25 protein-coding genes and 1 pseudogene are annotated in these 25,821 nt (G+C 69.9%); 15 read left to right on the top strand and 11 right to left on the bottom strand.

Going from position 1 to position 25,821, the window contains the following annotated elements:
• Positions 1-8 precede the first annotated feature (8 nt).
• Positions 9-986, top strand: coding sequence for a 1,4-dihydroxy-2-naphthoate polyprenyltransferase (locus AB0N61_RS02685; RefSeq protein ID WP_363361499.1), 978 nt, complete (start codon positions 9-11; stop codon positions 984-986).
• A gap of 28 nt (positions 987-1,014) precedes the next feature.
• Here the strand turns inward: AB0N61_RS02685 and AB0N61_RS02680 are convergent, their stop codons facing one another.
• The gene (locus tag AB0N61_RS02680) at positions 1,015-1,299 is read right to left on the bottom strand and encodes a DUF4229 domain-containing protein (protein WP_185274927.1); all 285 of its coding nucleotides are present in this window, start codon (positions 1,297-1,299) and stop codon (positions 1,015-1,017) included.
• A 37-nt stretch (positions 1,300-1,336) separates the two neighbouring features.
• On the bottom strand, positions 1,337-2,230 hold the full coding sequence (locus AB0N61_RS02675) for a hypothetical protein (RefSeq protein ID WP_363361497.1): 894 nt from the start codon (positions 2,228-2,230) through the stop codon (positions 1,337-1,339).
• A gap of 152 nt (positions 2,231-2,382) precedes the next feature.
• Between AB0N61_RS02675 and AB0N61_RS02670 the strand changes: the two genes are divergently transcribed.
• The 5 genes from AB0N61_RS02670 (at position 2,383) to AB0N61_RS02650 (ending at position 8,276) form a co-directional block, all read left to right on the top strand.
• Positions 2,383-3,363: a glycosyltransferase family 2 protein gene (locus tag AB0N61_RS02670; protein WP_363361495.1), complete on the top strand. Its 981-nt coding sequence runs from the start codon at positions 2,383-2,385 to the stop codon at positions 3,361-3,363.
• Entirely contained in the window at positions 3,360-4,718 is a 1,359-nt protein-coding gene (locus AB0N61_RS02665) for a polysialyltransferase family glycosyltransferase (RefSeq protein ID WP_363361494.1), read from the top strand. The genes AB0N61_RS02670 and AB0N61_RS02665 overlap by 4 nt, the downstream gene beginning before the upstream one ends.
• Positions 4,719-4,756: 38 nt before the next feature.
• Positions 4,757-5,932 (top strand): acylneuraminate cytidylyltransferase, encoded by a 1,176-nt coding sequence (locus AB0N61_RS02660; protein WP_363362038.1) that lies wholly within the window; start codon positions 4,757-4,759, stop codon positions 5,930-5,932.
• Positions 5,933-6,015: 83 nt separating this feature from the next.
• Complete coding sequence (locus AB0N61_RS02655) at positions 6,016-6,888, top strand: N-acetylneuraminate synthase family protein (RefSeq protein WP_363361493.1); 873 nt, start codon at positions 6,016-6,018, stop codon at positions 6,886-6,888.
• Positions 6,885-8,276 carry a DUF6716 putative glycosyltransferase gene (locus tag AB0N61_RS02650; RefSeq protein ID WP_363361491.1) on the top strand — a complete coding sequence of 464 codons (1,392 nt, stop codon included), beginning with the start codon at positions 6,885-6,887 and terminating at the stop codon, positions 8,274-8,276. The genes AB0N61_RS02655 and AB0N61_RS02650 overlap by 4 nt, the downstream gene beginning before the upstream one ends.
• Before the next feature lie 91 nt (positions 8,277-8,367).
• Here the strand turns inward: AB0N61_RS02650 and AB0N61_RS02645 are convergent, their stop codons facing one another.
• Positions 8,368-9,162: an ABC transporter permease gene (locus AB0N61_RS02645; RefSeq protein WP_363361490.1), complete on the bottom strand. Its 795-nt coding sequence runs from the start codon at positions 9,160-9,162 to the stop codon at positions 8,368-8,370.
• The gene (locus AB0N61_RS02640; protein ID WP_363361488.1) at positions 9,159-10,226 is read right to left on the bottom strand and encodes an ATP-binding cassette domain-containing protein; all 1,068 of its coding nucleotides are present in this window, start codon (positions 10,224-10,226) and stop codon (positions 9,159-9,161) included. The genes AB0N61_RS02645 and AB0N61_RS02640 overlap by 4 nt, the downstream gene beginning before the upstream one ends.
• Positions 10,227-10,287: 61 nt before the next feature.
• Between AB0N61_RS02640 and AB0N61_RS02635 the strand changes: the two genes are divergently transcribed.
• Positions 10,288-11,274, top strand: coding sequence for a WYL domain-containing protein (locus AB0N61_RS02635; protein WP_363361487.1), 987 nt, complete (start codon positions 10,288-10,290; stop codon positions 11,272-11,274).
• On the opposite strand, the gene AB0N61_RS02630 is transcribed toward AB0N61_RS02635, so the two are convergent.
• On the bottom strand, positions 11,263-12,198 hold the full coding sequence (locus AB0N61_RS02630) for a hypothetical protein (RefSeq protein ID WP_363361486.1): 936 nt from the start codon (positions 12,196-12,198) through the stop codon (positions 11,263-11,265). The two genes, AB0N61_RS02635 and AB0N61_RS02630, sit on opposite strands and share 12 nt — an antisense overlap.
• A 136-nt stretch (positions 12,199-12,334) precedes the next feature.
• Here AB0N61_RS02630 and AB0N61_RS02625 point away from each other — a divergent pair.
• Positions 12,335-12,410 (top strand): annotated as a pseudogene (locus AB0N61_RS02625).
• Between the two features lie 20 nt (positions 12,411-12,430).
• On the opposite strand, the gene AB0N61_RS02620 reads toward AB0N61_RS02625, so the two are convergent.
• On the bottom strand, positions 12,431-13,048 hold the full coding sequence (locus AB0N61_RS02620) for a helix-turn-helix domain-containing protein (protein WP_363361484.1): 618 nt from the start codon (positions 13,046-13,048) through the stop codon (positions 12,431-12,433).
• A 70-nt stretch (positions 13,049-13,118) separates the two neighbouring features.
• On the opposite strand from AB0N61_RS02620, the gene AB0N61_RS02615 reads away from it, so the two are divergent.
• Together AB0N61_RS02615 and arfB are read left to right on the top strand one after the other, a co-directional pair.
• Positions 13,119-14,420 carry an MFS transporter gene (locus tag AB0N61_RS02615; RefSeq protein ID WP_363361483.1) on the top strand — a complete coding sequence of 434 codons (1,302 nt, stop codon included), beginning with the start codon at positions 13,119-13,121 and terminating at the stop codon, positions 14,418-14,420.
• A gap of 34 nt (positions 14,421-14,454) precedes the next feature.
• Positions 14,455-14,892, top strand: coding sequence for an alternative ribosome rescue aminoacyl-tRNA hydrolase ArfB (gene arfB / locus AB0N61_RS02610; protein WP_363361481.1), 438 nt, complete (start codon positions 14,455-14,457; stop codon positions 14,890-14,892).
• 58 nt (positions 14,893-14,950) lie between these two features.
• Here arfB and AB0N61_RS02605 read toward each other — a convergent pair whose 3' ends face one another.
• The 3 genes from AB0N61_RS02605 to AB0N61_RS02595 all read right to left on the bottom strand — a co-directional run bounded on the left by AB0N61_RS02605 (position 14,951) and on the right by AB0N61_RS02595 (position 18,797).
• Positions 14,951-15,898: a DUF1214 domain-containing protein gene (locus tag AB0N61_RS02605; RefSeq protein WP_363361480.1), complete on the bottom strand. Its 948-nt coding sequence runs from the start codon at positions 15,896-15,898 to the stop codon at positions 14,951-14,953.
• Between the two features lie 63 nt (positions 15,899-15,961).
• Positions 15,962-18,037, bottom strand: coding sequence for a DUF2156 domain-containing protein (locus tag AB0N61_RS02600; RefSeq protein WP_363361479.1), 2,076 nt, complete (start codon positions 18,035-18,037; stop codon positions 15,962-15,964).
• A gap of 16 nt (positions 18,038-18,053) precedes the next feature.
• Positions 18,054-18,797, bottom strand: a complete 744-nt coding sequence (locus AB0N61_RS02595) for a hypothetical protein (RefSeq protein ID WP_363361478.1) — start codon at positions 18,795-18,797, stop codon at positions 18,054-18,056.
• Positions 18,798-18,899: 102 nt separating this feature from the next.
• On the opposite strand from AB0N61_RS02595, the gene AB0N61_RS02590 reads away from it, so the two are divergent.
• Positions 18,900-19,967 carry a PQQ-dependent sugar dehydrogenase gene (locus tag AB0N61_RS02590; RefSeq protein WP_363361477.1) on the top strand — a complete coding sequence of 356 codons (1,068 nt, stop codon included), beginning with the start codon at positions 18,900-18,902 and terminating at the stop codon, positions 19,965-19,967.
• A gap of 29 nt (positions 19,968-19,996) precedes the next feature.
• Here AB0N61_RS02590 and AB0N61_RS02585 read toward each other — a convergent pair whose 3' ends face one another.
• Positions 19,997-20,986 (bottom strand): oxidoreductase, encoded by a 990-nt coding sequence (locus AB0N61_RS02585; RefSeq protein WP_363361474.1) that lies wholly within the window; start codon positions 20,984-20,986, stop codon positions 19,997-19,999.
• Positions 20,987-21,035: 49 nt separating this feature from the next.
• Here AB0N61_RS02585 and AB0N61_RS02580 point away from each other — a divergent pair, with 49 nt between their 5' ends.
• The 4 genes from AB0N61_RS02580 (at position 21,036) to AB0N61_RS02565 (ending at position 24,462) form a co-directional block, all read left to right on the top strand.
• Positions 21,036-21,437: a MerR family transcriptional regulator gene (locus AB0N61_RS02580; protein WP_363361473.1), complete on the top strand. Its 402-nt coding sequence runs from the start codon at positions 21,036-21,038 to the stop codon at positions 21,435-21,437.
• Between the two features lie 108 nt (positions 21,438-21,545).
• Positions 21,546-21,914, top strand: a complete 369-nt coding sequence (locus AB0N61_RS02575; protein WP_167948725.1) for a PLDc N-terminal domain-containing protein — start codon at positions 21,546-21,548, stop codon at positions 21,912-21,914.
• A complete protein-coding gene (gene menD / locus AB0N61_RS02570; protein ID WP_363361471.1) occupies positions 21,911-23,575 on the top strand; it encodes a 2-succinyl-5-enolpyruvyl-6-hydroxy-3-cyclohexene-1-carboxylic-acid synthase in 1,665 nt (554 codons plus the stop codon). Before AB0N61_RS02575 ends, menD begins: the two co-directional genes overlap by 4 nt.
• Positions 23,576-23,619: 44 nt before the next feature.
• Positions 23,620-24,462, top strand: a complete 843-nt coding sequence (locus AB0N61_RS02565) for a polyphosphate kinase 2 family protein (protein ID WP_363361469.1) — start codon at positions 23,620-23,622, stop codon at positions 24,460-24,462.
• Positions 24,463-24,483: 21 nt separating this feature from the next.
• Here AB0N61_RS02565 and AB0N61_RS02560 read toward each other — a convergent pair whose 3' ends face one another.
• A complete protein-coding gene (locus AB0N61_RS02560; RefSeq protein ID WP_363361467.1) occupies positions 24,484-25,773 on the bottom strand; it encodes an isochorismate synthase in 1,290 nt (429 codons plus the stop codon).
• Positions 25,774-25,821 lie beyond the last annotated feature (48 nt).

The raw sequence follows: 25,821 nt of genomic DNA, 5'->3' as shown, positions 1-25,821 counted from the left end.
TCTCCTCCGTGGCAGCATCCTCGAAGCGCAAGAAGAACCAGACCCGGGTGAGCGGCAATCCCGCGAAGAGGGCGAGCGGCAATCCCGCGACCCAGACGGTCATCGACGCGGGCCCCGTCACCGTGGGCGACTGGATCGGCGCCGCCCGCCTGCGCACTCTGCCGCTCGCCGTCGCCCCCGTCGTCATCGGCACCGGAGCCGCGCGCAGCACAGGCCCGGAGTTCCACTGGGTGATCGCGCTCGCGTGCCTCGCTGTCGCCGTCCTGCTGCAGATCGGGGTGAACTTCGCGAACGACTACAGCGACGGCATCCGGGGCACGGATGCCGTGCGCGTCGGACCGGCTCGCCTCACGGCATCCGGTCGGGTGAAGCCCCGCACCGTGCTCGTCGCCGCCCTGGTCTTCTTCGCGCTGGCCGCAGCAACGGGTGTCGCGATCGTGATCCGCACCGAGCAGTGGTGGATGCTGGCCGTCGGCGCCGCCTGCATCATCGCCGCCTGGTTCTACACCGGGGGCAAGCGCCCCTACGGCTACAACGCGCTCGGAGAGGTGTTCGTCTTCATCTTCTTCGGCCTCGTCGCGACGCTCGGCACGACGTGGGTGCAGGCGTTCGAACTGCCTCAGCAGGCGTGGCTCGGGGCGATCGCGGCCGGCCTCTTCGCCTGTGCGGTGCTGCTCGCCAACAACCTACGCGACATCGATCAGGATCGGCTCGTCGGCAAGCGCACGCTGACGGTTCTGATCGGCAAGCGTGCGACCCAGGTGCTCTTCACGCTGTTCGTGATCGTGCCCTTCGGCATTCTCACCGTCATCGCGCTGCTGTACCCGATCGCGTGGATCGGTCTGCTCGCACTGCTCGCAGGTCTCCCGGCCATCCTCATCGTCTGGACCTACCGCCAGGCGAAGGAGCTCGTCACAGCCCTGGCGCTGACATCGCTGACCGCACTGCTCTACGCCGGTGCGTTCTACTGGGCGCTCGCCGGCTGAACCACCGATCGAACCGGCGATCGGGGTGTCAGGACCTCTCGGCGCCGTCGATCGCGTCGTCCTCGACGTCCGCATCCTTCTGCGCGTCGGAGCTCTTGCCCTCGCGGCGCTCGACGATCCGGGCCGAGGCGTCGGTCAGAGGACGACGCAGGAACAGCATCGAGATGCTCACCCCGATGAGGGTGGCGAAGATCGCGGCGAGCCACCAGTACTCGCGGAAGATCGGGAAGAAGAACCACATGATCGCCAGCGGCACGAGGAAGGCCAGCAGACGCAGCACGGTGTAGACGAGGAAAGGTGCACGGTTCTTCACCCGCACAGTCTACGTTCGTGACCTGAGGGGTCTGCTGTCAGCCGTCGATGCCGAGCGCTCGGAACGGGATGCCGCGCACGACGCGCTTCCAGGGGTGCTCGCCGAGCGACCACAGCAGCTTCTCGTCGAGATCGAGCGCGAGGTCCTCGCAGCCGACCGGCAGCGGCACTCGGTCGCGCGTCAGGGAATCGCGGTCTCCTGTCCAGAGGACGCCGGGGCGCATGTGGTCCGACTGCGAGACGAAGTGCCGGTCGCCCCAGCGGACGGCGCCCTGCATGTGCGCGATGCCGGGGGAGAAGCGGCCGATCTCGCGGAAGTCGTCGCCCTCGCCGTCCGGCACCGAGAACTCGGCGATGCGCCCCTTCTCATCGCGCGCGTACTCGCCGATGAGCACCCGTCGCAGCGGGGTCCCGTCGTCGTCGTAGACACGGCCGAGGTACGAGCAGCGGAGGTCGAGCGGGTGCACTCGGGTGCGCACGGCGACGAGTGCGGTGGCGCGCAGGCCGCGCCCGCTCTGCCCCGCGAGGCGTCGCGCGTCCGCGCCGTGGACGCGACGGATGTCGGCGAGGTCGAACTCCCAGATGCCGCGGCCCGTGGCAGCGACGAACAGGCGGTCGTCGAACCAGGCGAGTCCGCCGGCGTGGATCCGGGCGGGCTGGAGCTCGCCGTCGTCCTCGGTGACGAGCAGCACGTCGAGATGACGGGAGCGTTCGAGGTCGACGAACGCCACCCGCGAGGCCAGGTGGTGTCCGTCGAGCTGCTGCCGGAACCAGCTCACGGCGAGCGTCCGCCGCCCATGCCACAGCCCCAGGTCGATGCCCTGCGGGTACCAGCGTCGGGTCCAGGTGCGGGCGCTCAGCCAGCGCAGGTCGACCGTGGTGCGGCGCTTCTGCCGCACCGGGCGCCACGTGGTTCCGAACGGCCAGAGCATGCTCCCATCGTCGCCGATCGTCGGGCGTGGGGCTAATCCGCCGTGGACAGGCAGTGGTGCACCGAGATCACGTCACCGTGTGTTCACCCGCAGGCCGCCGATCGGCAAGAAGCACCTGCGAGCATTCCGACACCGTCGACCCGGGGAGTTCTGTGCGCACACCGCTCGTCACCGTCATCCTGCCCGCCAAGGACGCAGGCGCCTATATCGGCACGACGCTCGAGACGCTGACACGGCAGTTCGATGACCCCTCGGCGCTGAAACTCGTCGCGATCGACGACGGCTCTCGCGACGAGACCGGCGTGCTGATGCGCCGATACGCCGATCGCTTCCCGCACGCCGAGGTCATCGCCAACGCTCGGCCGAAGGGACTCGCGAGTGCCCGCAACCAGGGGCTCGAGCTGGTCGAGGGCGACGCGTTCTGCTTCGTCGACGGCGACGACTGGATGCAGCCGGGGCGGCTCGCGGTGCTGGTCCGCCGGTTGCACGAGCTGGGCTGTGACGTGCTCCGCACCGATCACGTCACGGTGAAAGACGGTGTGCGCACCCTCGTGCCGGCACCGCACCCCTGGCGGGAGACGGCATCGTCACCGCGGGAGGCGATCCTTCCCGACAACGAGCCGACCATGGTCGACTACCCGTTCGCGTGGGCCGGGATCCTGCACCGTCGCGTGATCGACGAGGGCCTCGCAGGCTTCACACCCGGTCTGTTCACGGCCGAGGATCGTCCGTGGATCTGGCGTCTGCATCTGCACGCCCGGTCGTTCGCGGTGGTCGACGCTCCCGCACTGCTCTACCGCAGGGGCGTGTCGACATCGCTGACCCAGGTGCGCGACCGCCGCCAGCTGGATTTCGTGCGCGCGATGGGCGAGGTGCTCGACATCGTCGAAGCGGATGCCGAGGCAGACCGATTCCTGCCGAAAGCCGTGTGGAGCGTGATGGCGCTCTCGTCGCGGCACCTCGTGCGAGCGAGGCGGATGACACCGTCGCTCCGCGCCGAGATGCGCGCAGGCCTCCGCGGACTGCTGGCCCGACTGCCCGAGGGCGAGACGTCGGCCGTGCTGTCTCGCCTCGACGGGCCGCGGCGCCGCGTGCTCGCTCCGCTGCTGCGGACGGTCGGGCGTGCGGCATGACGCAGCTCTTCGCCGTGCACAGCGCCTACGGGCTCGCCACTGCCGCCGCCGCGCTGGACGGCGGGCTGCTCGGTGACCACGGCGAGCGCATCCTCGTGCCGTTCGTGTCATCCCGCGTGCCCGAGACGTCCGTGGGCATCCTCGCCGACCCGGCGCTCGCGAGCCTGCGCGATCGATTCGACCGGATCGAGGATCTCGATGCGCTGCTCGGGCCGCTGCATCCGAGCTCATGGAAGCCGGAGGCCGCCGACCTGCCGCTGCTGAGGCGGCTACTGACCAGGGCATGGCGGCTCGATCCCGACGATCTTGAAGTGCTCGTGCAGAGCCCCCAGGTCGCCCCGGCCCGCACTCTCATGCTGCTCTTCCCCCATGCGCGTCTCTCCGTCATCGGCGATGGGCTCATGACGTATGCGCCGATGAGGGTGCGGATGCCGCATACGGTCACCGCCCGGATCTCGCGCGTGGTGCACGCCGATGTCGTGCCGGGGGTCACGCCGTTGGCCGGCTCGCCCGTCGCCCGACCGGTGGCGATCCCGCCCGACCTGTTCCGGGCGGTGCTCGCCGAGACCGCTGAGGCGGTCGACGACACGGTCGAGCTCGAGAACGCACTCGACGGAGAGCCGACCGTGCTCGTGCTCGGTCAGTACCTCTCCGCTCTCGGTCTGGTCAGCGAGGGCGAGGAGGCGGCGCTGCAGATGCAGATGATCGACCGGGCGGCCGGGCGACGGCCGCAGCACATCGTCTTCAAGCCGCACCCCTCGGCCCCGCCCCGGCTGAGCGATGCCCTGCGTGAGCGAGCCGCGACCCACGGCATCGACTTCCGCGAGTACCGGGGTGCGCTCGCCGCAGAGACGCTCGCCGAGCGGATCGACGCGACGGCCGTCATCGCCGGGTTCTCGACGGCCCTGCCGACCGTTAGGGCCCTCTTCGGACGAGAGATCGAGGCCGTAGGTGCCGACACGGTGCTCTCGCGTCTGGTTCCGTATGAGAACAGCAACCGGGTACCCGCGACGATCGTCGATGCGCTGACGAGGCCGGGCTCCCCGTATCGCGACCCCGAGCGCATGCAGCTGCTGATCGACGCAGTGGGATATGCCATGCAGCCCGTCGTCGCGGCGCACCTGCGCGATCGCGCCGAGCAGCTGCTCTCCGGCATGAGCCCGTCCGACCGGGACCGGTATTTCACGCCGGAGAGGCTGATCGAACTGCGGCTGCCCGGGGCGCCGCGCCAGAGCGTGGTGCATCGCACGCTGCGCCCGGTCGGCGGCATCGGCCGGGTGGAGCAGGCGCGGCTGACGGTGATCGCCGCACGACGCAGGCTCATGCGCGCATGGCGTGTGCTCAGGGGGAGATGACGGACATGAACGGCATGGACGGCGAAGGGACGAGCGGCATGATCGATCACCAGCAGAGGACGGATGCCGGCAGGGTCGTCGCGATCATCCCCGCGCGCGGCGGGTCGAAGGGCGTGCCGCGCAAGAACCTGCGCCGTGTGGGCGGCGTGCCCCTCGTCGAACGCGCCGTGCGCACGGCGATCGAGACCGACGGCATCGACCTCGTGGTGGTCTCGACCGACGACGACGAGATCGCCGCAGTGAGTGAGGCGGCCGGGGCCAGGGTCGTGCGGCGACCGGCGGGGATCTCCGGCGACACGGCGTCGTCGGAGTCGGCGATCCTGCACGCGCTCGACGAGCTCGACGCCGAGGGGCAGCGGACTGACGTGGTGGCCTTCCTGCAGGCGACGTCGCCGTTCATCCCGCGCGATGCCCTGTCGACCGCCGTGCGCGAGGTGCGCGAGCGCCGGGCCGACAGCATGTTCGCGGCGCACGAGACCTACGGATTCCTCTGGTCGCAGGGTGCGGATGCTGAGGCGGTCGCCCTCAACCACGATGCGGCGCGTCGCCCTCGCCGCCAGGATCGCGAGCCCCATCACCTCGAGACGGGCGCGTTCTACGTCTTCCGCGCCGACGGATTCCGTGAGGCAGAGCACCGCTTCTTCGGCCGCATCCGCATCGCCGAGGTGCCCGAGTGGACGGCGATCGAGATCGACGACGAGCAGCAGCTCCGCATCGCCCGCGCGCTCGCGGCCCTGCACGAGAGCCCCGATCGGGTGCCGGTGCGGGCGATCGTGACCGACTTCGACGGCGTGCACACCGACGACACGGCGACCGTCGACGCCGACGGCATCGAACGCGTGCGGGTGAGCCGGGAGGACGGCATGGGAGTGTCGCTGCTGCGGCGCGCCGGCATCCCGATGCTGATCCTCTCGACCGAGGTCAACGCGGTGGTGCGGGCTCGGGCCGACAAGCTGCGCGTTCCCGTGCTGCACGGCATCGACGACAAGGAGTCTGCACTGCGGGGGTGGGCGGAGGAGGTCGGCATCGAGCTCGCGGACATCGCATACCTGGGCAATGACGTGAACGACCTGCCGGCTCTGCGCATCGTCGGCTGGCCGGTGGCGGTGGCCGATGCGCATCCGCAGGTGCTCGAGGCCGCCAGGGTCGTGCTGACGCGGGCGGGCGGTCACGGCGCCGTCCGCGAGCTGATCGAACGGGTGTTGCCCGCCTGACCGGTGCCGGTAACCCTGCCGTCGTGTCGCGTTCACCCCCGGCGCGTACTCAGGAGACAAGGCCATTCGAGACCGGAGGAACCATGACTGTCAGCATCGGCTCACGCGTGATCGGCGGTGGCCACCCCGCGTATGTCATCGCGGAGATCGGCCTCAACCACAACGGCGACGTCGACCTCGCCAAGCGTCTGATCGATGTCGCGGCGAAAGCCGGAGCCGACGCCGTGAAGTTCCAGAAGCGCACCCCCGAGATCTCCACCCCCGAGCACATGCGCGACGTTCCGCGCGAGACGCCGTGGGGCACCATGAGCTACCTCGACTACCGACGCCGTGTCGAGTTCGGACGTGACGAGTACATCGCGATCGGCGACCATGCCACGATGCTGGGCCTCGACTGGTTCGCGTCGCCGTGGGACGTGCCGAGCATCGACTTCCTCGAAGACCTGGGCGTCGTCGCGCATAAGGTGGCCTCCGCCAGCCTGACTGACACCGAGCTGCTCGTCGCACTCCGCGAGACCGGCAAGCCCGTCATCCTCTCGACCGGCATGTCGACGATCGAGCAGATCGACCGCGCGCTCACGACACTCGGAACCGACCGGGTGGTGCTGATGCACGCGACCTCGACGTATCCGCTCGAGCCCGAAGAGGCCAACCTGCGCGCGATCGCCACCCTGCGCGACCGCTACCCCGGCGTTCCGGTCGGCTACTCGGGCCATGAGCGCGGACTGCAGATCTCGCTCGCTGCCGTCGCGATCGGGGCCGTCGCCGTCGAGCGCCACATCACGCTCGACCGCACGATGTGGGGATCGGACCACGCGGCATCCCTCGAGCCGACCGGACTCGAGCACCTCGTGCGCGACATCCGCGTGATCGAGATGGCCCTCGGCGACGGCGTGAAGCGCGTCTTCGACAGCGAGCGGGCGCCGATGGCCAAGCTGCGCCGCGTCCCGGCATGAGCGGATCGGGCTCGCTGCGCGTCGTCGCGATCGCCGACGCCGACTCATTCGTGAAGTGGTCGGCGTCGCTGCTCGGCAGCGTGCCCGGCATCCGTCCGCACCTGCTGCTGGTGCAGACTCCGCTGACCGCCAGCGTCGACCAGCAACGGAGCGCGCTGGCCGGCACGGGGATGCTCTCCGACGACGTGACCCGCCTGTCGTTCGCGCGGGTGGCCGCCTGGCTCGAGGGTCAGCGCCCTGACGTCGTGCTGCTCGCCGGGCGCGGACCCTTCGTGCGGCTGCTGGGCCGAGTCGTCGACGCTCTCGCCGTGCGTCCGGTCGTCGTCGCGGGCCTTCCGGGCATGGCGATCCCCGCACAGCGAGGCGCTCTGGATTATCGGCGCCATGCCGATCTGCTCGTCGTGCACTCGCATCGCGAGGAGCGAGCGTTCGCCGAGCTGGGCCGCCGCATCGGGGTGCAGGTGCCGACGGCGCTCGCGACCCTGCCGTTCGCACGGTCGCGATCACGGATGGTGCCGGCGGATCGGGCGCGCGTGCTCGCCGCCGATTCGGCAGGTCCGTCAGGCACCCTCGTCGCTGAGCGGCCGTCCGAGCCTCGGGCGGTGCGGATGCCGGCGACCGACATCGTGTTCGCAGCCCAGGCGCTCGTTCCCACCGGCCGTGAAGAGCGGGCCGAGATCGCCGCGACGCTCGTGCGTGCGGCGGAGGCCGACCCGAACCGTCGTGTGGTGGTCAAGCTGCGGTCGCGTCCGGGGGAGTCCGAGACGCACCTCGAACGCGACGCGTATCTCGATCTGCTTCCCGCGAAGCGGCCCGCCAACCTCGTCGTCTCGTACGGGTCGATGGCCCAGGCGCTGTCGACGGCCGCGGGACTCGTGACCGTCAGCTCCACCGCCGCGGTCGAGGCGGTGGCGCAGGGTGTGCCCGTGATCGCCCTCGACTCGTTCGGAGTGCGCAAGAGCCTGTTGAACACGGTGTTCGTGGGCAGCGGTCTGCTGGGCGGGCGCGGCGAGGTCGTCGCCGGGCGCTTCCGGCATCCGCACCCCGTCTGGTTGCGCGACAACTACTTCCACCCCTCGGCGGAGTCGACCTGGTGGGAGCACGTCGAGCAGCTCGTGGCGCTGCGCCGGGCGGGAGGACTCCCCGCCAAGCGCGTGCCGGCTGCGCGCGGTGGCTCGATGCACGAGGCGTGGCACCGGGCGAGCGTGCTCGGGTCGAACGACCGCACCCTCCGCGGAACCGCCGCGCTTGCCCTGGGCGTGCCCGCCACGACTCTCCTCGGGGCGGTGCGCCGGGGACGCTCGTCTGCGGGTGGCGGCACCTGGGCCGATGCCTCGACCGACTTCACGCTCGAGCCGAACCCCTTCCACGACTCGATCCGGCGCTGAGGGCGGACTGACGGTGCTCCGGTCGCACTTCGTGCCGCGTCCGGCGCGGCGGCACGGCACGAAGTGCGACCGGAAGGGCCCGCCCGTCGGCTCAGCTGCTGCGGCGGATGGCGCGAACCCCCACGACGAGTCCGACGACCGCGACGGCCAGCGCCGACACCCAGCCCCAGAGCACCGTGATGTCGCCGAGGTTCCCGGCGAACAGCGCCCGCTCGGCCTGCACGACCCAGTTGACCGGATTCACAGAGGCGACCGCGCGCATCCACGCAGGGCCGTCGTCGAGCGGCAGCAGCATGCCCGACAGGATCAACAGCGGGAAGATCAGCGACTGCTGCACTCCCCAGAACAGCCACTCCCGATCTTTCGTGGCGAGGGCGAGCGAGTACGACAGCGAGCCGAGTCCGACGCCGAAGACAGCCAGCAGGGCGAGTCCGATCAGCAGCCCGGCGATGTCGATCGCGAACCCGAACGGCCAGGCGATCAGCACGATCACGAGAGCCTGCACGACGATCGGTGCGATCTCCTTGAGCGCTCGACCCACGAGCAGCGATGAGCGGGCGAGCGGGGCGACCAGGGTGCGCTCGTGCGAGCCCGTCATCATCTCGTACTGCAGATTCGACCCGGTCGCTCCGGTGCCGAACAGGACGATCATCACGAGAACCCCGGGCACGAACCAGGCCAGTGTCTCGCCGGCCGGCTGACCGGAACCGCCGATCAACAGCGGCGCGAACAGGCCCAGGAAGACGAGCGGCTGCAGCAGGCTGAAGATCAGTGTGAACGGATCACGCAGCACCGGCTTGAGCTCGCGGGTCAGCACATTCCTCGTATCGCGCAGAAGGTTCGCGCGCACGAGGGTGTCGGTGTGGGAAAGGCCGGTGGTGGTCATGAGAGGACTCCTGTCTTGTCATTCGAGCCGGTGCTGCCGGGGGCGGCATCGCCCTCGCTGTCGGACGCCGCGTCGATGTCGGATTCACCGGCGCCGCCCTCTCCCGCTTCGCGCAGCGTGCGCCCGGTGAGGGCGAGGAACACGTCGTCGAGAGTGGGAGGCACACCGGTCGCCCGGCGGACGAGGATGCCGGCGGCATCCAGCTCTCGGACGATCACCGGCAGCAGCTGGTCGCCGTCGGGGACGGCCAGCGACACCGAATCGCCGTCGAGAGCCGCATCGGACGTGCTGAGCCCTGTGATCAGGGGGCGCGCAGCCGCCGCATCCGCCTCGTTCGCGAAGCCGAAGGTGAGCACATCTCCGGCGAGCGTCGCCTTCAGCGATGTCGCGTCGTCGTCGGCGATGATCCGCCCCTTGTCCATGACCATCACGCGCTCGGCATAGCGGTCGGCCTCTTCGAGGTAGTGCGTCGTGAGGAACACCGTCGTGCCGTGCTGGGTGCGCAGGTCGAGGATGTGCTCCCAGAGGTTCGCTCGGCTCTGCGGGTCGAGGCCGGTCGACGGCTCGTCGAGGAAGATCAGCGGCGGGGCGTGCATGAGCCCGAGTGCGATGTCGAGCCGTCGCTTCTGCCCTCCGCTGAGCTGCTGCACCGTGCGCGTCGCGAACGATGCGAGGTCGAGAGACTCGATCAGCTCGTCGGCCCGGCGGATGCTGGCACGACGGCTCATGCCGTAGAACGCGCCCTGACTCAGCAGCTCGTCGCGCACGCGCTGCGAGAAGCTTCCACTCGTGAGCTGACCGACGTAGCCGATGCGGGCGCGCACCCCGGCGGCATCCGTGCGGATGTCATGGCCGACCACCCGGGCAGTGCCCGACGTCGGCGGGATCAGCGTCGTCAGCATCCGCAGGCTCGTGGACTTGCCCGCGCCGTTGGGACCGAGGAACGCGACGAGTTCGCCGCGAACCGCGGTGAAGGAGACGTCGGTGACCGCATGGACCGGCGTCTTCTTGACGGTGAAGACCTTGGACAGGCCTTCGGTTTCGATGATGGATTCGTTCGACATGGCTCGAGAGTAGGAATCAACCAGGACAGATCCTGTCCGCGATATCTGGCAATCTGAGGTCATGTCCGACACCACCTCGCGCGCTCTCGCACTGCTCAACCTGCTGCAGACGCACCGGCACTGGCCGGGCGCCGAGCTCGCCGGTCGCCTCGGGGTGACCGAGCGCACCGTGCGCCGTGATGTCGACCGACTTCGCGAACTCGGATACCGGGTCGAGTCGACCCCCGGTGCCGCCGGTGGATACCGCCTCGACGCCGGCAGCGCTGTGCCGCCGCTGCTGCTCACCGACGACGAAGCCGTCACGATGGCGATCGGGCTGCGCGTCGCGGCGACGCAGCAGCTCGTCGGCGGGCCCGAGGTCACACTGACCGCGCTCGCGAAGCTCGAGCAGGTGCTGCCGTCCGCGCTCCGGCAGCGGGTGAACGCTCTCGCCGCCTCGGTGCATCCGCCGCGGATCGGAGAAGGACCGGTCGTGTCACCGGCGGTGCTGGGTGAGATCGCGATGGCGACCCGCGATCACGAGCGACTGCGTCTGAGGTATGTCGACGGGGCGGGGGCCGAGAGCATCCGACGGGTCGAGCCGCACGCGCTCGCTCCCTCCGGACGCAAGTGGTTCATGCTGTGCTGGGACCTCGATCGTGACGACTGGCGGACCTTCCGCGTCGACCGCATCCTCGCGGTCGAGCACACCCGCGTGCTGTTCACCCGCCGCGAGATCAGCGAGGAGGAGATCGACGAGCGGATGCTGATCGCCGCATCGTGGACTCCGCAGAAGATCGAGGCGGATGCCGTGATGGACCTTCCGCTGACGACGATGGAGGCCATGTTCGGCCCATGGTCCGAGGGGGCGACGGCCGAGGGGGAAGGCCGCACCCGGTGGCCGTTCGGCGGGTCGGACTGGCGGGAGGCCATGTATGCACTGCTGTGGATCCCCGAGGGCGTCGAGTACACGACGAGCTTCCCCGAGCCTCATCGCGCGGAACTGCGGGAATCGCTGGAGCGGCTGCTGCGGGCGCTCGACGCACCCGCTTCCGGCTCACGCGGGTGACGCTCGGCGCGCGATGATCGAGGGCGGGTTCGAGTCGTCCCACCGCTGGAACGTCTGCACGCACCAGAACACGGCGAACAGGATCAGGGCGATGGCCTCGCCGACCAGCACGACGGGGGTCTCCCCGAAGGCCTGACGGAAGGGGAGCGCCGCCACGAGCACCACCAGGTCGGCGATCATCAGTCCCGAGATCCACCGGTAGATCATGCGCTGCCGGGGTGTGGGCGGCGTCTCGTCAGGGTCGAGCGGGCCGCGGGCATAGAGGATCGGGACCACCGCGAACACGCCGAAGAACACCAGGGTCACAGCGAAGTGGATGCTGCCGATCGGCCACAGGTTGAACGGGAAGCCCTCGTCGAGCGCCGGAACGAAGGCGAGCACCGCGACCACGGCGGCGGTGACGAGCGCGATGAGCGACACGAGCGTCGCCGAGCGATTCGGGGTGCGAGTGCGGCGGCGGATCAGCGCCATCGTGACGACGACCGCCACGACCACCACGGCGTAGACCGCGATGCCCGCTTTCGCGCTCGCTACGGCGTCGAGGGGGATACACTCCTGCACCGTCGGGCACAACATCCGGTCGCCGGCACTCGACTGGGCGATGCCCACGGGGACGATCGCGATCAGTGGCGCGAACACCGCGCACACGTCGAGAAGGGTCGTCGCGCGACTTCGTCCGGAAAGGGCGAGGAGGGCGACGGATGCCGCGATCAGCGTGCCGACGAAGATGTCGCGGACCGGCGTGTAGAACGCATGGCTGATCGACGGCAGCGGGTTCCAGCCGAAGACCAGCGGCTCCCATGAAACGACGATGCTCTGCAGTGCGACGCCGAGGATCAGCGCGAAGACGATCAGGACCAGCGACAGACGCAGATAGCGATGGGTCTTCTGCCCGGTCGTCAGAGGGGCGTCTGCGGCTGCCATGGTCGCGACGGTACACCGCTCGTTCGACGCCGGCAGGTGACGACGCGCGTCGTCGCCTGTCATGCGCGGACTCACTGTGTCAATCCCCGCAACGTTCCTGGCCTTCCCGGTCGGCGCCGGGTAGCGTCAGTGCCATCGCGGCGATCCGGGCGGTCCCGGGCCTCAGCTCATATCTGACGGCGTTGCGGGTTCGACTCCCGCCGTCGCGTCCACTCCGTCCGGCGACGCGCGGTCAGCCCTGCGAATCCGCGACGATCCGCGCCTCGACAGGCGCCCACCCGTTCTCGAGCACCGTGAATCCGGCGGCGAGGATGCCGAGCTGGTCGTCGCTCTCGGTGACGAGCAGCTGCATCTGCAGCACGAACCGCGAGTACACGCGGATCTCATGCGTGGGCTCGGTCAATCCGAGGTCGACCGCGATCGCGTCGGCCAGCGCGTCTTCGTGGCGGAGCCACATCTTGGCGGCGTAGTCGCGCAGGGCCGGGGTCTCGTTGAGGAACCGGGAGAAGACCTGCGACACCTCAGCGCCGTGCTCGGCGAGGTTGGCGTGCACCTCGGCCGCGTAGAAGTCGTGGATCGCGCGGTTCACGGTGATGCCGTCGGCGCGGTCGCGGACCGCGGAGACGAGCCGGTCGCGCTGCTCGTCGTCCTCGTCGAAGACCAGCGCCTCCTTCTGCGGGAAATGAGCGAACACCGTCGTGGGCGAGACGTCGGCCGCGTCGGCCACCTCGCGGATGCTGACGTTGTCGAACCCCCGCTCGAGGAACATCATCGTCGCGACGTCGGAGATGTTCTTGCGCGTGGCGGCCTTCTTGCGTTCGCGGCGACCGATCGGCTCAGCGTTCGTCATGCAGCCACCGTATCGCGAACCGGATCCAAAAGTGGGTTGACACCAAAACTGGTATTGATACAGTTTCGGAGTGACTTCACTAAACACATCGCCTGCGCGCAGCGACAAGCGCGCCTGGACCATGCTCATCGTGCTGACGATGCTCACCGTCGTCGGCATGACCGTCGTGCTTCCCGTGCTGCCCTTCGTCGTGCTGCAGTACGTGTCGCACGACGGCGACCTCGCGATCTGGGTCGGCATCCTCGAAGCGATCAACGGCCTGTGCGCCTTCCTGGTCGCGCCCTTCCTTGGGCGCCTGTCCGACCGCTTCGGTCGACGACCGGTGATCATCGCCGCCGCCTTCGGTGCGGCATTCGCGATGACCCTGTTCGGCATCGGAGGAGCGATCTGGGTGCTCGTGCTCGCTCGCGTCATCCAGGGCCTGACCGCCGGCGATCTTCCCGCCCTCTTCGCGTACCTCGCCGACATCACACCGCCCGAGAAGCGCGCTCAGCGGTTCGGTCTGCTCGGCGCCCTCTCGGGCATCGGGATGATGATCGGTCCCGCGATCGGCGGCCTCCTGGCGGCCGTCAGCCTGCAGCTGCCGGTGTTCCTCACCGCCGCCGTCGCTCTGGTGATCGCGATCCTCAGCATCTTCCTGCTGCCCGAGAGCCTCGCGCCCGAGAACCGCATCGCGCGCATCTCGGTGCGCGACATCCAGCCGTTCGCCGTCTTCACCGACGCCTTCAGCCGCAAGGAGCTGCGCGGTCTGATGATCGGCTTCGGCCTCCTGGCGCTCCCGTTCGGCTTCTTCGTCAACAACTTCAGCGTGCTGGCGCTGGACTCGGTCCAGTGGGGGCCGACGCAGATCGGGCTGCTCACGGCGAGCGTCGGCATCATCGACATCCTGATCCAGGGCGTGCTGCTCGGCATCCTGCTTCCTCGCATCGGCGAGCGCGGCGTGATCATCAGCGGCATCGTCGCGCAGGCGATCGGACTCGCCGGGCTCGCGGTCGTCGCCTCGATCTTCGCCCAGCCGTGGGTGTTCATCGTCGGCGCGCTGATGCTCGCCGCAGGTCAGGGCGCATCGACGGCGGCGATGGACGGAGCCATGTCGAACGCGGTGGGCGACGACGAGCAGGGCTGGCTTGGCGGAGCGACCCAGTCGCTCAACGCCGCGATGAACACCGCGGCGCCCCTGATCGCCGGTGCGCTGTACGTCACGGTCAGCCACGCGGCCCCGTACTGGCTCGGCGTCGCGCTGATGGTCGTCGCGTTGATCGTCGTCTCCCGGGCGCACATCGCGAACACCGCGAAGACGCAGGGCGAGACGCAGGATGCCGGGGCCCACTCGATCGGCATCCCCGGCCCTGCCGTCGACGCCCGCCGCTGAGACGCGGGATCCGCCGTCGGGGGATGATGGACTCATGCCCAGTCTTCACCGCCCCGGTCTGCGGGTCTCGTCGGGTCTGACGATCCCCGAGGCCGAGCTGTCGTGGCGCTTCTCGCGGTCGTCGGGTCCGGGCGGGCAGAGCGTGAACACCGCGGACTCGCGGGTGGAGCTGCTCTGGGATGCTGCGGGCAGCACTGCCCTCACCTCTCATCAGCGCGACCGGATCCTCGATCGGCTGAGGGGACGGCTGGTGAACGGCGTGCTGACGATCACCGCATCCGAGCACCGTGCCCAGCTGCGCAACCGCGACGCTGCTCGTGAACGACTCGCTGCCGTCGTCGCCGAGGCGCTGCGCCCGCCGGCGCCGCAGCGCCGCGCGACGAAGCCGAGCCGGGGGTCGAAAGAGCGGCGGCTCGCGGCGAAGCAGCGGCGCACCGATGTCAAACAGCTCCGCCGGCGACCGAGCGACTGAACCCCGCGTCGCGCCGCGCCGGTGATGCCCGCGTGGCAGGACCCCGTCCGGTGAGAGATCAGCCGACTGCGAGCGAGGGGAACGTCCACGTGCCGTCGAGCACTTCGGGTCGCGGTCGATAGAGGCGCACCAGATAGTTCCACCCCTGCGTGAGGGGAAGCACATTGGGCAGGGCGGGGTCGCCGCCGAATCGCACCGTGATCGATCCGTCCGGATCCCGAACGCCCGTCACGCTGTTGACGCTGTACTCACCGGCATCGTTCGGAGCGAAGTACCCCTGTGCGTCGTACAGCGACACCGACCAGAAGCCGTCCACCGGTACGTCGCCGACGCGCAGCGTGTACTCGCCGACCGGCAGGCGAGGGTCGACGTTGATGTAGAAGGCCTCGCTCTCCGGCAGCCCGCCCCAGCCCGCCGCGGTCCCGAGGAGATGGCGCACGGGGTCGACGTCCTCGGCTCTGCCGAAGGCGCGCTCCAGACCGCCCAGACCCTTCGCGAGGGTCAGGATCGCTTCGCGCGTCTCGGTGAAGCTCGCTTCGTCGAAGACGGGGACGGAGAACTCCCTCCCTCCGGCAGAGGTCAGTGCGAGGGAGTCCTGCAGCGCATTCACGACCGCCACGTCGTCGGGGTCCTCGGAATCCACGAGGATACGAGTCGCCGCGAGCACGAAGTCCGAGCCGAGGTCGTCTGCCGAGAGTGAATGGACGCCGGGCTCGTGCAGCACCCGGTTGATGTAATGGCCCTCATTCACCAGCATGACCGAGACGTAGCGGTCGCCGGCATCCGGGACGGTGATCGTCGCCCCCTCGGAGACGTCGATGATCGCAGCGCTGTACAGCGTGTCGCGATTCATCCTGATCACGGTCTGCTGGTCGATCGGAGTGGGCACTCGATAGTGGTTCCACCGGTTCGACCCGCCCGCTGATGCCGCGATCGCGGCGAACATGCGGGCGGTCTCGATCTCGGCGAAATTCGCGAACGTGACGGGAACAGGGGCGTCGGTCATGGCCTCATCCTGGCCGGTCGGACGCCGGCGAGCCCGGCACCATCGCCCCCGGCGGGTGAGAGGTCAGTCCGTGCCGCCCCGCACCAGCTCCAGCCCTGCTCCCGCGAACTGCCGCAGCGTCGCATCCGGCAGGAAAGCCCGGGTGAGCGCCGTGCCGATCGCCGCGAGGTCGCCCTCGTCGCGGAAGAGCAGGTACATGGTCTCGTAGCGCGGGTGGAACTTCTGCTTGAAGCGGTGCAGCGAGCCGAAGCCGTACACGGGCTCGAGCGCCTCGGCGAGGCGTTCGCTGAGAACGGCGATCATGCCGGCATCCGGCGGATAGTCGTGCGCGAGCGGAGCGCCCGAGAGCGACATGATCTCGGCGCCCTCCTCGGCGAACTGCGCCGCGGACGACCCGATCAGGTATTCCATGACCGGCGCGAAGCCCCCGTCGCGGCGTCGCATGAGGTCGAGCGTCCATCCGCGCACGACGCCGCCTTCGCCATAGACAGGCAGCCACGACAGGAAGCCGTCGACGTCGCCGTTCGGCGCGATCGCGAGAGCGAGCCGCACCTCGCGATCCTCCGCCTCCTCCAGCGTGCCGAGCGTGAACCGCATCTCGGGCAGGTCCTTGTCGCCGACCCATGCCTCGGAGATCGCACGCAGCTGCTGCCGCACGCCCCACGACTCGTCGGCCAGTCGCGTCAGCCGGAAGGTCATCTCCTCGCGCCCTGCCCGATTGAGAGAGCTGCGCACCGAGTTCCACCGCTTGCCCGTGAACTGCAGACCCGGGAGGTCGACGATGGTGTCGTCGGCGACGACCAGACTGCGCCAGCCCGCGGGCACGGCATCCCGGGTGGCGTCATCTGCGCTGAAGAAGCACGGCACGAGCCCCGCGAGCTCTGCAGCGCGGATGAACTCCGCGACGGCGTCTGCGCGTGATGCGGGCGGCCCGATCGGATCCGCGAGCGCGAGCGCCACACCGGCCCGTCGCTGGTAGGCGACGATCCCCGACTCGCTGCGCGCGTAGCTGTTGCCCTCCCACGTCGTCATCCACGACAGCGTGCCGCCGCCATGAGCGCGCAGCGCGGTCTTCACGTCGTCGACCGTCGGGGCCGGCTGGATGCCGAGGAGCGACTTGCGTCTCGCGCGGAACGCGCGGCGCACGGCGATCAGGTAGACGAGCAGGATCAGCCAGAGGAAGCCGTTGGCGAGCGCGAGCTCGGTCTCGCCGTCCCAGCGCAGGTCGACCTGCGCCTGCGAGAACACCGTGATGAGGATCAGCACCAGGGCGGCGACGAGGATGTTGAACAGGCCCAGCAGCATCACGAGAACCCACGCCCACCGCCGGCCGCGCAGGAGCCCGTTCACCAGCACGACGATGACGACGAGGTCGAGCGCGAGGTCGAGGAACCCTCCGGACGCGGGGTCGGTCGGACCGAACGGTCCGTCGGTCGCGACGAGAGTCGTGATGATCTCGACCGCCCCGAGGACCAGGAGCGAGATCACGGCGATGAGGCGCTGCTCGCGCACCGTGGTCCGCTGCACGCGCAGGCTGCGGTCGACCGCGAGGATCAGCAGAACCGCGAGCAGGTGCTCGAGGTCGGCGACCTTTCCCCAGAACAGCATGGCGATGAACACGAAGCCGAGCAGCACGAGCCAGCCGCGCACTCGCCACGGCGGGCGGAAGAGACCGATCGCGGCGGCGATGCACGCCATGGTGCCGCCCGAGGCGCCGACGTCGAGCGCCTGGGCCTGCTCCTGAGCCCACGCCCACGGCAGCTGCGACGCGAAGAAGAGCACGAGCGCGGTGGCGAGGATCGCGAAGAGCTGCCCGACCCAGTAGTAGGCGAGCGCGACTCTGGTGCCGCGGCGGTATTCGAGGTATGCCATGCCCCAGAACCCCGAGATCGTGAACACGTACACCCAGGGCGCGTTGACGAAGAAGGTGCCGGTGAACGGCGTCCACCACATGCCCTGCGCGAGGTTGGGCAGGCCGTACGCGACGGTGCCGAAGAGCTCGGTCTCCTCGAAGGGGCTCCACAGACCCTGCCAGATCACGCCGACCACGAGGATCGCGGCGACCATCGCGATCGTGGCCGGGATGCGGCGCAGCACGGCGGCAACGGGATGCGATGGGGGGTTTCGCGCCTCGGTCATGCGCTCAGCGTAGCGATCACGCGTCGCCTTCCGGAGTGGAACGTCGCGGCTCGTGATGGCGCCAGGCCCACCGGTAGCCGACGCCGCCGAACGTCATGAAGCCGGCGGCGAGAAGCAATCCTGCGACGACGCCGAGCGCGATCGCCCAGGCGAACGCACCACCGCCCGCGATGACGGCCGCGCCGACCAGCATCCCCGCGACGCACGCGTTCACCACGATGAGGAGCATGACCGAGCTGCCCACCAGGACGCTCAGGCGACGAGGCCGGAGGAAGGAGTACGTGCGCTTCATGCCCGGCTCATCATCGTGCGGCGAGGCGAGGAAGACGTCGGCGACCGCCGGGTCCAGATCGACGTACGCACCGCGGATGCGGTTCATCGCGACGACGTACATCATGTCCTCCTCCGACACGTTCATCACCCGCACCTGGGTCATGACGCCGATGACGACGAGGAACGCGAGGATCGCGAGCGATGCGCCGCCGAACCACCCGCCGAAGTCCGAGGCCTGACCGAGCAGTCCGATGGTCACGAGTCCGGCGGAGACCAGGGTCAGGAAGATCGTGATGCGGGACAGCACCTCGCTCTGCGCGGTGCTCCGTGCGGCGAGGAGTCCCCAGTGCTCGGTGGCGAGGAGCTGCGCGCGTCGGCTGAGCATCGCGTCCGATTCCGCGCCCACGCGCGGCGGCGCGTCGTCATCGTTCGGCCCTGCCGGTTCCTCCGCGGGCGTGGGCCGATCCCGGGGCGGGCCCTCGTTCATATCGGTATTGTGCTCCTGCATCGGGTTCCCGGGAATGGGGTGATCGTCGAGCGCATCGGATCGACACTGTCGTTCGGCATCGATTCCGCGTTGGATGGAGACATGACAGCGAGTGCGCGTCCCCGCCCCTCCACGACCCGTCGGCGCGCCTCCATCGCGACGGTCACGGCGTCCGTCGCGCTGCTCTCGGCCTGCGCGGCGCAGCCTGCCTCGACGCCGATGTCGGGGGTGGAGTCGTCCACCGAGGATCTCGATGCGCCCTGGTCGATCGCGTTCCACGACGACGTCCCGCTGGTGAGCGAGCGCGACACCGCCCGTGTGCTCGAGATCGCCGAGGACGGCGAAGCCCGAGAGGTCGGGGTGATCGATGGGGCTTCGCCGGGCGGAGAGGGCGGTCTGCTCGGGCTCGCGGTGTACGACGGCGAGCTCTACACCTACTTCACCGCCGACGGGGAGAACCGCGTCGAGCGGCGGGCGATCGTCGGAGAGGCCGGCGCGCTGTCGCTCGGCTCCGCGACCACCGTGCTCGATGGCATTCCCGCCGCGGGGAATCACAACGGCGGGCGCATCGCGTTCGGGCCGGACGGGATGCTGTACGTCACGACGGGCGACGCAGGAGACCGTGACAGCGCTCAGGACCTCGACGCCTTGTCGGGCAAGATCCTGCGCCTCACTCCTGAGGGCGAGGTGCCGTCGGACAACCCTTTCCACGAGTCGCCGGTCTACAGCTACGGGCACCGCAACCCGCAGGGAATCGCCTGGGATGCCGAGGGCACGATGTATGCGAGCGAGTTCGGACAGGACACCTGGGACGAGCTCAACATCATCGAGCCCGGCGGCGATTACGGCTGGCCCGAGGTCGAGGGGATGGCCGACGACGGAGAGCACGTCGACCCCGTGCAGCAATGGCGGCCCGATCAGGCGAGTCCGAGCGGCATCGCAGTCACGGCATCCGAGATCGTGATCGCCAATCTGCGCGGCGAGCGACTGCGCGTCGTGCCGCTCGATGACCTGACCTCCGGCACCGAGCTGTTCGTGGGCGAGCTCGGCCGGCTGCGCGATGTCGTCGTAGGACCGGACGGCACACTCTGGGTGCTCACGAATAACACCGACGGCCGTGGAAGCCCCCGGTCCGGCGACGACCGCATCCTCCGTCTCGCCGACGACTAGACGGCAGGCACCGTACGACCGCCAGCCGTTCAGGCGAAGCCGTCGACTCCCGTCGCGGTGATTGAGAGCGCCCACAGCCGCTCGGCGGCCTCGGGATCGATCGCCCATTCCTTCACGCCGCCGGTGGTCATGTCGGCGTGGTCGGGTGCGACCACGCCCTTGATGGAGCAGTCCTCGCAGTAGGCGCCGCTGCGGTCGGTCAGCTCGGCAGCCGTGGCGGCCCAGAGTCCCGTCGAGGCTCCCTCCGCAGGTGTCTTGAAACGCGGGTTCGGGGTGCCGTCCTCGTCGATCCAGCCGCGGGAGAGCAGCTCCTCTCGGGGAACGTGCCGCTGCAGCTCGGTCATGATCCCGCCCGGGTGCACCGAGAAGGCGAGGATGCCGCGCTCTGCGCCACGACGGGCGAGCCCGACGGCGAACAGTGCGTTCGCCGTCTTCGACTGCCCGTATGCGACCCACGGGTCGTAAGGCGTGGTCTCGAAGTGGATGTCGTCGAAACGCACGGGGGAGCGGAAGTGCCCGCCCGAGGAGTAGGAGACGACGCGCGCGCCCTCCGGGAGCAGGTCTGCCACCCCTCCGACCAGGGCGAAGTGGCCGAGGTGGTTGGTGCCGAACTGCGACTCGAAGCCCTGCGCCGTGTGACCGAACGGGGTGGCCATGATGCCGGCGACGTCGAGCACGAGATCGATCGGGCGTCCGTCGCGTCGCACGGTCTCGGTGAAGGCGGACACCGACTCCAGGTCGCCGAGGTCGGCGCTGCGGACGTCCACCGCGTCGATCCCGGCCAGCGCCTTCTCGGCCGCGTCGAGGCGGCGTGCGGGCACGATCACTCGCACTCCGGCATCCGCGAGCGCACGGACCGTCTCGAGTCCGAGCCCCGAGTATCCACCCGAGACGATCGCGGTCTTGCCCGAGAGATCGATCCCGGCGATCACCTCGGCCGCGGTGGAGCGATAGCCGAACTCCGAGGCGAGGGGCTGCTGGCGGGCGAGCATGTCGAGAGGGGGGAGTGCATCTGTCATGCTCCGACCGTACGATCTAGAGTGCACTCGAGGTCAAGGAGGAGTCCCCGTGGAGGATGTGATCGACACGACGCGCACGTTCAGCATCGGTGAGCTCGCCAGTCTGGCCGGCGTGAGCGTGCACACGCTGCGCTGGTACGAGGCAGAAGGGCTCTTCCCTCGCGACGTGCCGCGTACCCCCGGCGGTCGGCGCGTGTACGCCCACGACACGCTCGCGTGGCTCGCACTGCTCGCGCGACTGCGGGAATCGGGTGCACCCATCGCCGTGCTGCGTGAATACGCCGCGCTGGTGCGCGCCGGCAGCGGCAACGAGGCCGAGCGTCTCGCGTTGCTGCGCGCGCACGAGCGCTCCCTCGATGCGCAGATCGAGACGCTGATCGCCTGCCGTCAGGTGATCAGCGCCAAGGCCGACGCGTACCAGGAGGCGCTCCTCGCCCGGGGGCTCCTCTGATCCGCATCCCTGGCTCGCACGGTCCGCGCAGTCTAACAATCGGGCATCGGCGCCTGCCCGGAGCGCCCCGGCAGGTCCACCTGGCACAGACCCGCCTACACTGGAGGGGTGGCGAGACTGTTGATCGTTGGTGGCTTCCTGGCCGCCATCTTCTGGGTGTACAGCATCGTCGACTGCGCAGTGCAGCCGCCGACGCGACACCGGGGCGTGTCCAAGGCTGCCTGGATCGCCATCGTCATCGTCATCCCCGTCATCGGGGGCATCCTCTGGTTCACGATCGGCCGTCGCCGCGCGAACGACAACGGCGGAGCCATCACGATCATCGCGCCCGACGACGACCCCCAGTTCCTCCGCAGCATCAGCAAGAGCGAGCAGGATGCGCGCATCCGTCGTCTCGAAGAGGAGCTCGCTCGTCTCGAGGACGAGACCGACGACGGAGCCGCACCGGGCGGCACGGCGCCGGACCCGCGTCCGTGACGACATCGCCGGCGACGGATGCTGCGGCATCCCTGATCGCCGACCTGATCGGCCACGGCGTGCGCGATCTCGTGCTCTCTCCGGGGTCCCGATCCCAGGCGCTCGCGCTCGCCGCCGTGCATGCCGCCAATCAGGGGCACCTGCGTCTGCACGTGCGGATCGACGAGAGGGTCGCCGGCTTCACCGCCCTGGGTCTCTCCCGTGAGACGGGCGTGCCCGCCGCGGTGGTCTGCACCTCGGGGACCGCAGCCGCGAACCTACTTCCCGCGGCGATGGAGGCCTTCCACTCGGGGGTGCCGCTGCTGCTGCTGACGGCCGACCGGCCGCCCGAGCTGCGCGGGGTGGGAGCCAATCAGGCGACCATCCAGCCGGGCATGTTCGCCTCCTGGGCGCGCGAGCAGATCGATGCCCCGGTGCCGGGCGATGGTGACTGGTCGGGTCTCGCGGCTCATGCCGTCGCTGTGGCGATGGGAGCGACGGCCGCGCACGGCCTCGACGGCGTCGCCGGCCCCGTGCACCTGAATCTGCCCTCGCGCGAGCCTCTGTCGGGGGACACCCCGATCATCGACATCGTGCCCGGCGAGGCACCCGGACCCGCTGCTGCGGCCCCGACCGTGCTCAGGCGAGGACCCCGCACGGTGGTCATCGCCGGAGCCGATGCGGGCCCGGATGCCGAAGAGGTCGCACACGCCGGGTCCTGGCCGCTCATCGCCGAGATCGTCAGCGGTGCGCGCTTCGGACGCCAGGTCGTGCACGGCTATCGTGCGCTGCTGAGCGACCAGGGCCTGGGCGGCCGCATCGAGCGCGCGGTCGTGCTCGGGCACCCCACCCTCAGCCGCGAGGTCGCGCGCCTGCTCTCTCGGGCGGATGTCGAGGTGATCGCGGTGCGCCGCGGTGGCGAGAGCCTCGACCTCAACGGTCGCACGACCGCGGCTGCGTCCGTCTCGGTCGAACCAGGAGTGGCCGACCGCGAGTGGCTCGGCGCATGGCTCGCGGCATCCGCCGACCGCGTCGTGGACCTCACCGAACGCGCCCCCGACCAGGACGGGCTCACGTCGACCGATCCGTCGGCGCGCCGCGACGCGGTGAAGGCCGAGCTCGCGGCGGTGCGTCGACCACTCGACCGCGAGCTGCTCGCCGACGCGGTGTGGCGGGCGACCTGGCCGCACGATCGGCTCGTCTTCGGCTCGTCGCGCCTCGTGCGGGTGGCCGATGCGGTGCTCGGCGGCAAGAAGGTCCCGGTGCACGCCAACCGCGGGCTCGCCGGGATCGACGGCACGATCGCCACTGCCACCGGCATCGCTCTCGCGAGTCAGGCCGGGGGAGCCCCCGGCGTCACGCGCGTGCTGCTCGGCGATCTCACGTTCCTGCATGATGTCGGGGCACTGCTCCTGCCGCCGGACGAGCACGAGCCTCGCATCCAGGTCGTCGTCGGCAATGACGGCGGCGGCACGATCTTCGACGGCCTGGAGGTCGCAGGCACGGCGGATCGCGCCGACCTCGACCGTGCGTTCTACACCCGGCACGCGGTGCGCCTCGAGCAGCTGGCGCTCGCCTACGGCTGGGAGTACCAGCGCGTGACGACCCGCACCGCACTCGATCAGGCGCTGACCACCCCGGCCGGCGGCCGCCAGCTGATCGAGGTCCCGCTGGCTCGCTGAGATGCTTCGCCACCGGCGCGGAGGCGCAGTGGCAGGATGAACGCATGACAGCGCATGAGTGGGCGAAGACCCTCCAGGTCGGGGAGGGATTCCGCCTCTCCCACGTCGATCCCCAGAGCACTCCCGGGTACAGCGGCGCGAAAGCCGACGGCAAGGCCGACCTCGAGGCCGGCCTCGACGAGCTCAACAAGCTGCAGGAACGGCTCTTCGCCGAGAGTCGCGTCGGCGAGGCGAAGGACTCGGTGCTGCTGATCCTGCAGGCGATGGACTCCGCCGGCAAGGGCGGCATCGTGCGTCATGTCGTCGGCGGCGTCGACCCTCAGGGCGTGGCGCTCACCGCGTTCAAGGCCCCGACCGACGAGGAGCTCGCGCACGACTTCCTGTGGCGCGTCACCCCGCGTCTTCCCGAGCCCGGCTTCATCGGCGTCTTCGACCGCTCGCACTATGAAGACGTCCTGATCGGCCGGGTGCGGTCATTGGCCCCCGCCGAGGAGATCGAACGCCGGTACGACGCGATCAACGAGTTCGAGGCCGAGGTCGCAGCATCGGGCACGCGCATCGTCAAGGTCATGCTGCACATCTCGCCCGACGAACAGAAGTCCCGACTGATGGAGCGACTCGAGCGGCCCGACAAGCACTGGAAGTACAACCCGGGCGATGTCGACGAGCGCCTGCTGTGGGACGACTACATGGCGGCGTATCAGATCGTGTTCGAGCGCACCTCGACCGCGGCAGCTCCGTGGCATGTGATCCCGGCGAACCACAAGTGGTTCGCCCGCCTCGCGGTCCAGGAGCTGCTGCTCGACGCGCTGCAGCGGATCGACCCGCAGTGGCCCGCACCCGACTTCGACGTCGAGGCCGAGAAGAAGCGCCTCGCGGCGAGCTGACCGGCGCGCACCGCGCCGATCCTAGGCCAGCGCGTCGACCAGCGGACGGAACTTCACCCGCGTCTCGAGCAGCTCCGACTCGGGGTCCGAGCCCGCGACGATGCCGGCGCCCGCATAGGCGGTGACGGCGATGTCGGACTCGGCCGGCGTGGCCTGCGCGGGCGTGAACTGCGCGCAGCGCAGCGCGATGGCCCACTCGCCGTTGCCGGCCGCGTCGACCCATCCGACCGGACCGGCATAGCGGCCACGGTCGAACGGCTCGAGCTCGCGGATCGTGGCGATCGCCGCGGACGTCGGGGTGCCGGCCACTGCAGCGGTCGGGTGCAGAGCGCCGACGAGGTCGAGCGATGAGCCGCCGTCGGCCAGCTCGCCCTCGACATCGGTCGCCAGGTGGAAGAGGTTCGGCAGCTTGAGCAGGAACGGCTGCTCGCTCGCCGCCAGTGCACGCGTGTGCGGACGCAGCGAGGCGAGCACACTCTGCACGGCGTACTCGTGCTCGTCGAGGTCCTTGGTGCTCGAGGCGAGGTGGGCGGATGCGACCGTGTCGGCATCCGCGTCGGCTCCTCGTCCGATGGTTCCGGCGAGCACGCGGGCGGTGACGGTGCGCTGCTGCACGGTGACCAGCGTCTCGGGACTCGCGCCGATCAGCCCGTCCACCGCGAACGCCCACGTGTCGGGGTACCCGGTCGACAGCGCGCGCACCAGACGGCGCAGGTCGGAACCGGCGGGGATGCTGCCGGTGAGGTCGCGTGCGAGCACGACCTTGCTGAGCTCGCCGGCCGCGATGCGCTCCAGTGCTCGACGCACCGAGTCCTGGTAGCCCTGCGGGCTCTGCGCACCGGGACCGACCGTGCCGGCCCAATGCGGACCATAGGCGATCGTCGCCACATCGGCAGGTGCATGAGATACGGGGCGCTGCGGGTCGGAGGCCGACACAGAGCGGATGCGGGTGAGCCAGGTGCGCCCGTGGTGTCGACCGATCACGAGCGACGGCACCAGGAGGATGCTGTCGGCCGAGGAGTCCTCGTCGAAGGTGAGTGCGCCGAAGGCGACGAGACCGGAGCCGGGGAGCTCGAGGTCGTCGTCGATCTCGGCATCCTGTGTCAGGTCTCGCCATGCCTCAGCGATCGCGGCGGATCGGAGGGGCGCGGCGCCGGCGGGGATGCGCATCGTCTCGACGATGCCGTCGCCGACCGCGACGATGCCGTCACCGCGGCGCAGCCAGGCGAGGGGCCGCGACGGGTCGGCGTAGGCCAGGAGATCCTCGACCGGATCGATCTCTCGGGTCTCCACGACCAGCCTGCTGCTCACTCCTCCAGCCTAGTTCGTCGCCCGGCGACCGGGATGAGAGGGGCCCGC

This window comes from Microbacterium sp. NPDC089320 (assembly GCF_040684875.1).
Classification (GTDB): domain Bacteria; phylum Actinomycetota; class Actinomycetes; order Actinomycetales; family Microbacteriaceae; genus Microbacterium.
This window is presented reverse-complemented; position numbering and strand designations above follow the sequence as displayed.

Bases quoted from the DNA above. Each gene is read 5' to 3' on its own strand.
- AB0N61_RS02650 (WP_363361491.1), top strand. From the start codon at position 6,885: ATGAGCGGATCGGGCTCGCTGCGCGTCGTCGCGATCGCCGACGCCGAC.
- AB0N61_RS02645 (WP_363361490.1), bottom strand. From the start codon at position 9,162: ATGACCACCACCGGCCTTTCCCACACCGACACCCTCGTGCGCGCGAAC.
- AB0N61_RS02635 (WP_363361487.1), top strand. From the start codon at position 10,288: ATGTCCGACACCACCTCGCGCGCTCTCGCACTGCTCAACCTGCTGCAG.
- AB0N61_RS02640 (WP_363361488.1), bottom strand. From the start codon at position 10,226: ATGTCGAACGAATCCATCATCGAAACCGAAGGCCTGTCCAAGGTCTTC.
- AB0N61_RS02590 (WP_363361477.1), top strand. From the start codon at position 18,900: ATGACAGCGAGTGCGCGTCCCCGCCCCTCCACGACCCGTCGGCGCGCC.
- AB0N61_RS02660 (WP_363362038.1), top strand. From the start codon at position 4,757: ATGATCGATCACCAGCAGAGGACGGATGCCGGCAGGGTCGTCGCGATC.
- AB0N61_RS02595 (WP_363361478.1), bottom strand. From the start codon at position 18,797: ATGAACGAGGGCCCGCCCCGGGATCGGCCCACGCCCGCGGAGGAACCG.
- AB0N61_RS02585 (WP_363361474.1), bottom strand. From the start codon at position 20,986: ATGACAGATGCACTCCCCCCTCTCGACATGCTCGCCCGCCAGCAGCCC.
- AB0N61_RS02675 (WP_363361497.1), bottom strand. From the start codon at position 2,230: ATGCTCTGGCCGTTCGGAACCACGTGGCGCCCGGTGCGGCAGAAGCGC.
- AB0N61_RS02655 (WP_363361493.1), top strand. From the start codon at position 6,016: ATGACTGTCAGCATCGGCTCACGCGTGATCGGCGGTGGCCACCCCGCG.
- AB0N61_RS02600 (WP_363361479.1), bottom strand. From the start codon at position 18,037: ATGACCGAGGCGCGAAACCCCCCATCGCATCCCGTTGCCGCCGTGCTG.
- AB0N61_RS02620 (WP_363361484.1), bottom strand. From the start codon at position 13,048: ATGACGAACGCTGAGCCGATCGGTCGCCGCGAACGCAAGAAGGCCGCC.
- AB0N61_RS02565 (WP_363361469.1), top strand. From the start codon at position 23,620: ATGACAGCGCATGAGTGGGCGAAGACCCTCCAGGTCGGGGAGGGATTC.
- arfB (WP_363361481.1), top strand. From the start codon at position 14,455: ATGCCCAGTCTTCACCGCCCCGGTCTGCGGGTCTCGTCGGGTCTGACG.
- AB0N61_RS02630 (WP_363361486.1), bottom strand. From the start codon at position 12,198: ATGGCAGCCGCAGACGCCCCTCTGACGACCGGGCAGAAGACCCATCGC.
- AB0N61_RS02665 (WP_363361494.1), top strand. From the start codon at position 3,360: ATGACGCAGCTCTTCGCCGTGCACAGCGCCTACGGGCTCGCCACTGCC.
- AB0N61_RS02605 (WP_363361480.1), bottom strand. From the start codon at position 15,898: ATGACCGACGCCCCTGTTCCCGTCACGTTCGCGAATTTCGCCGAGATC.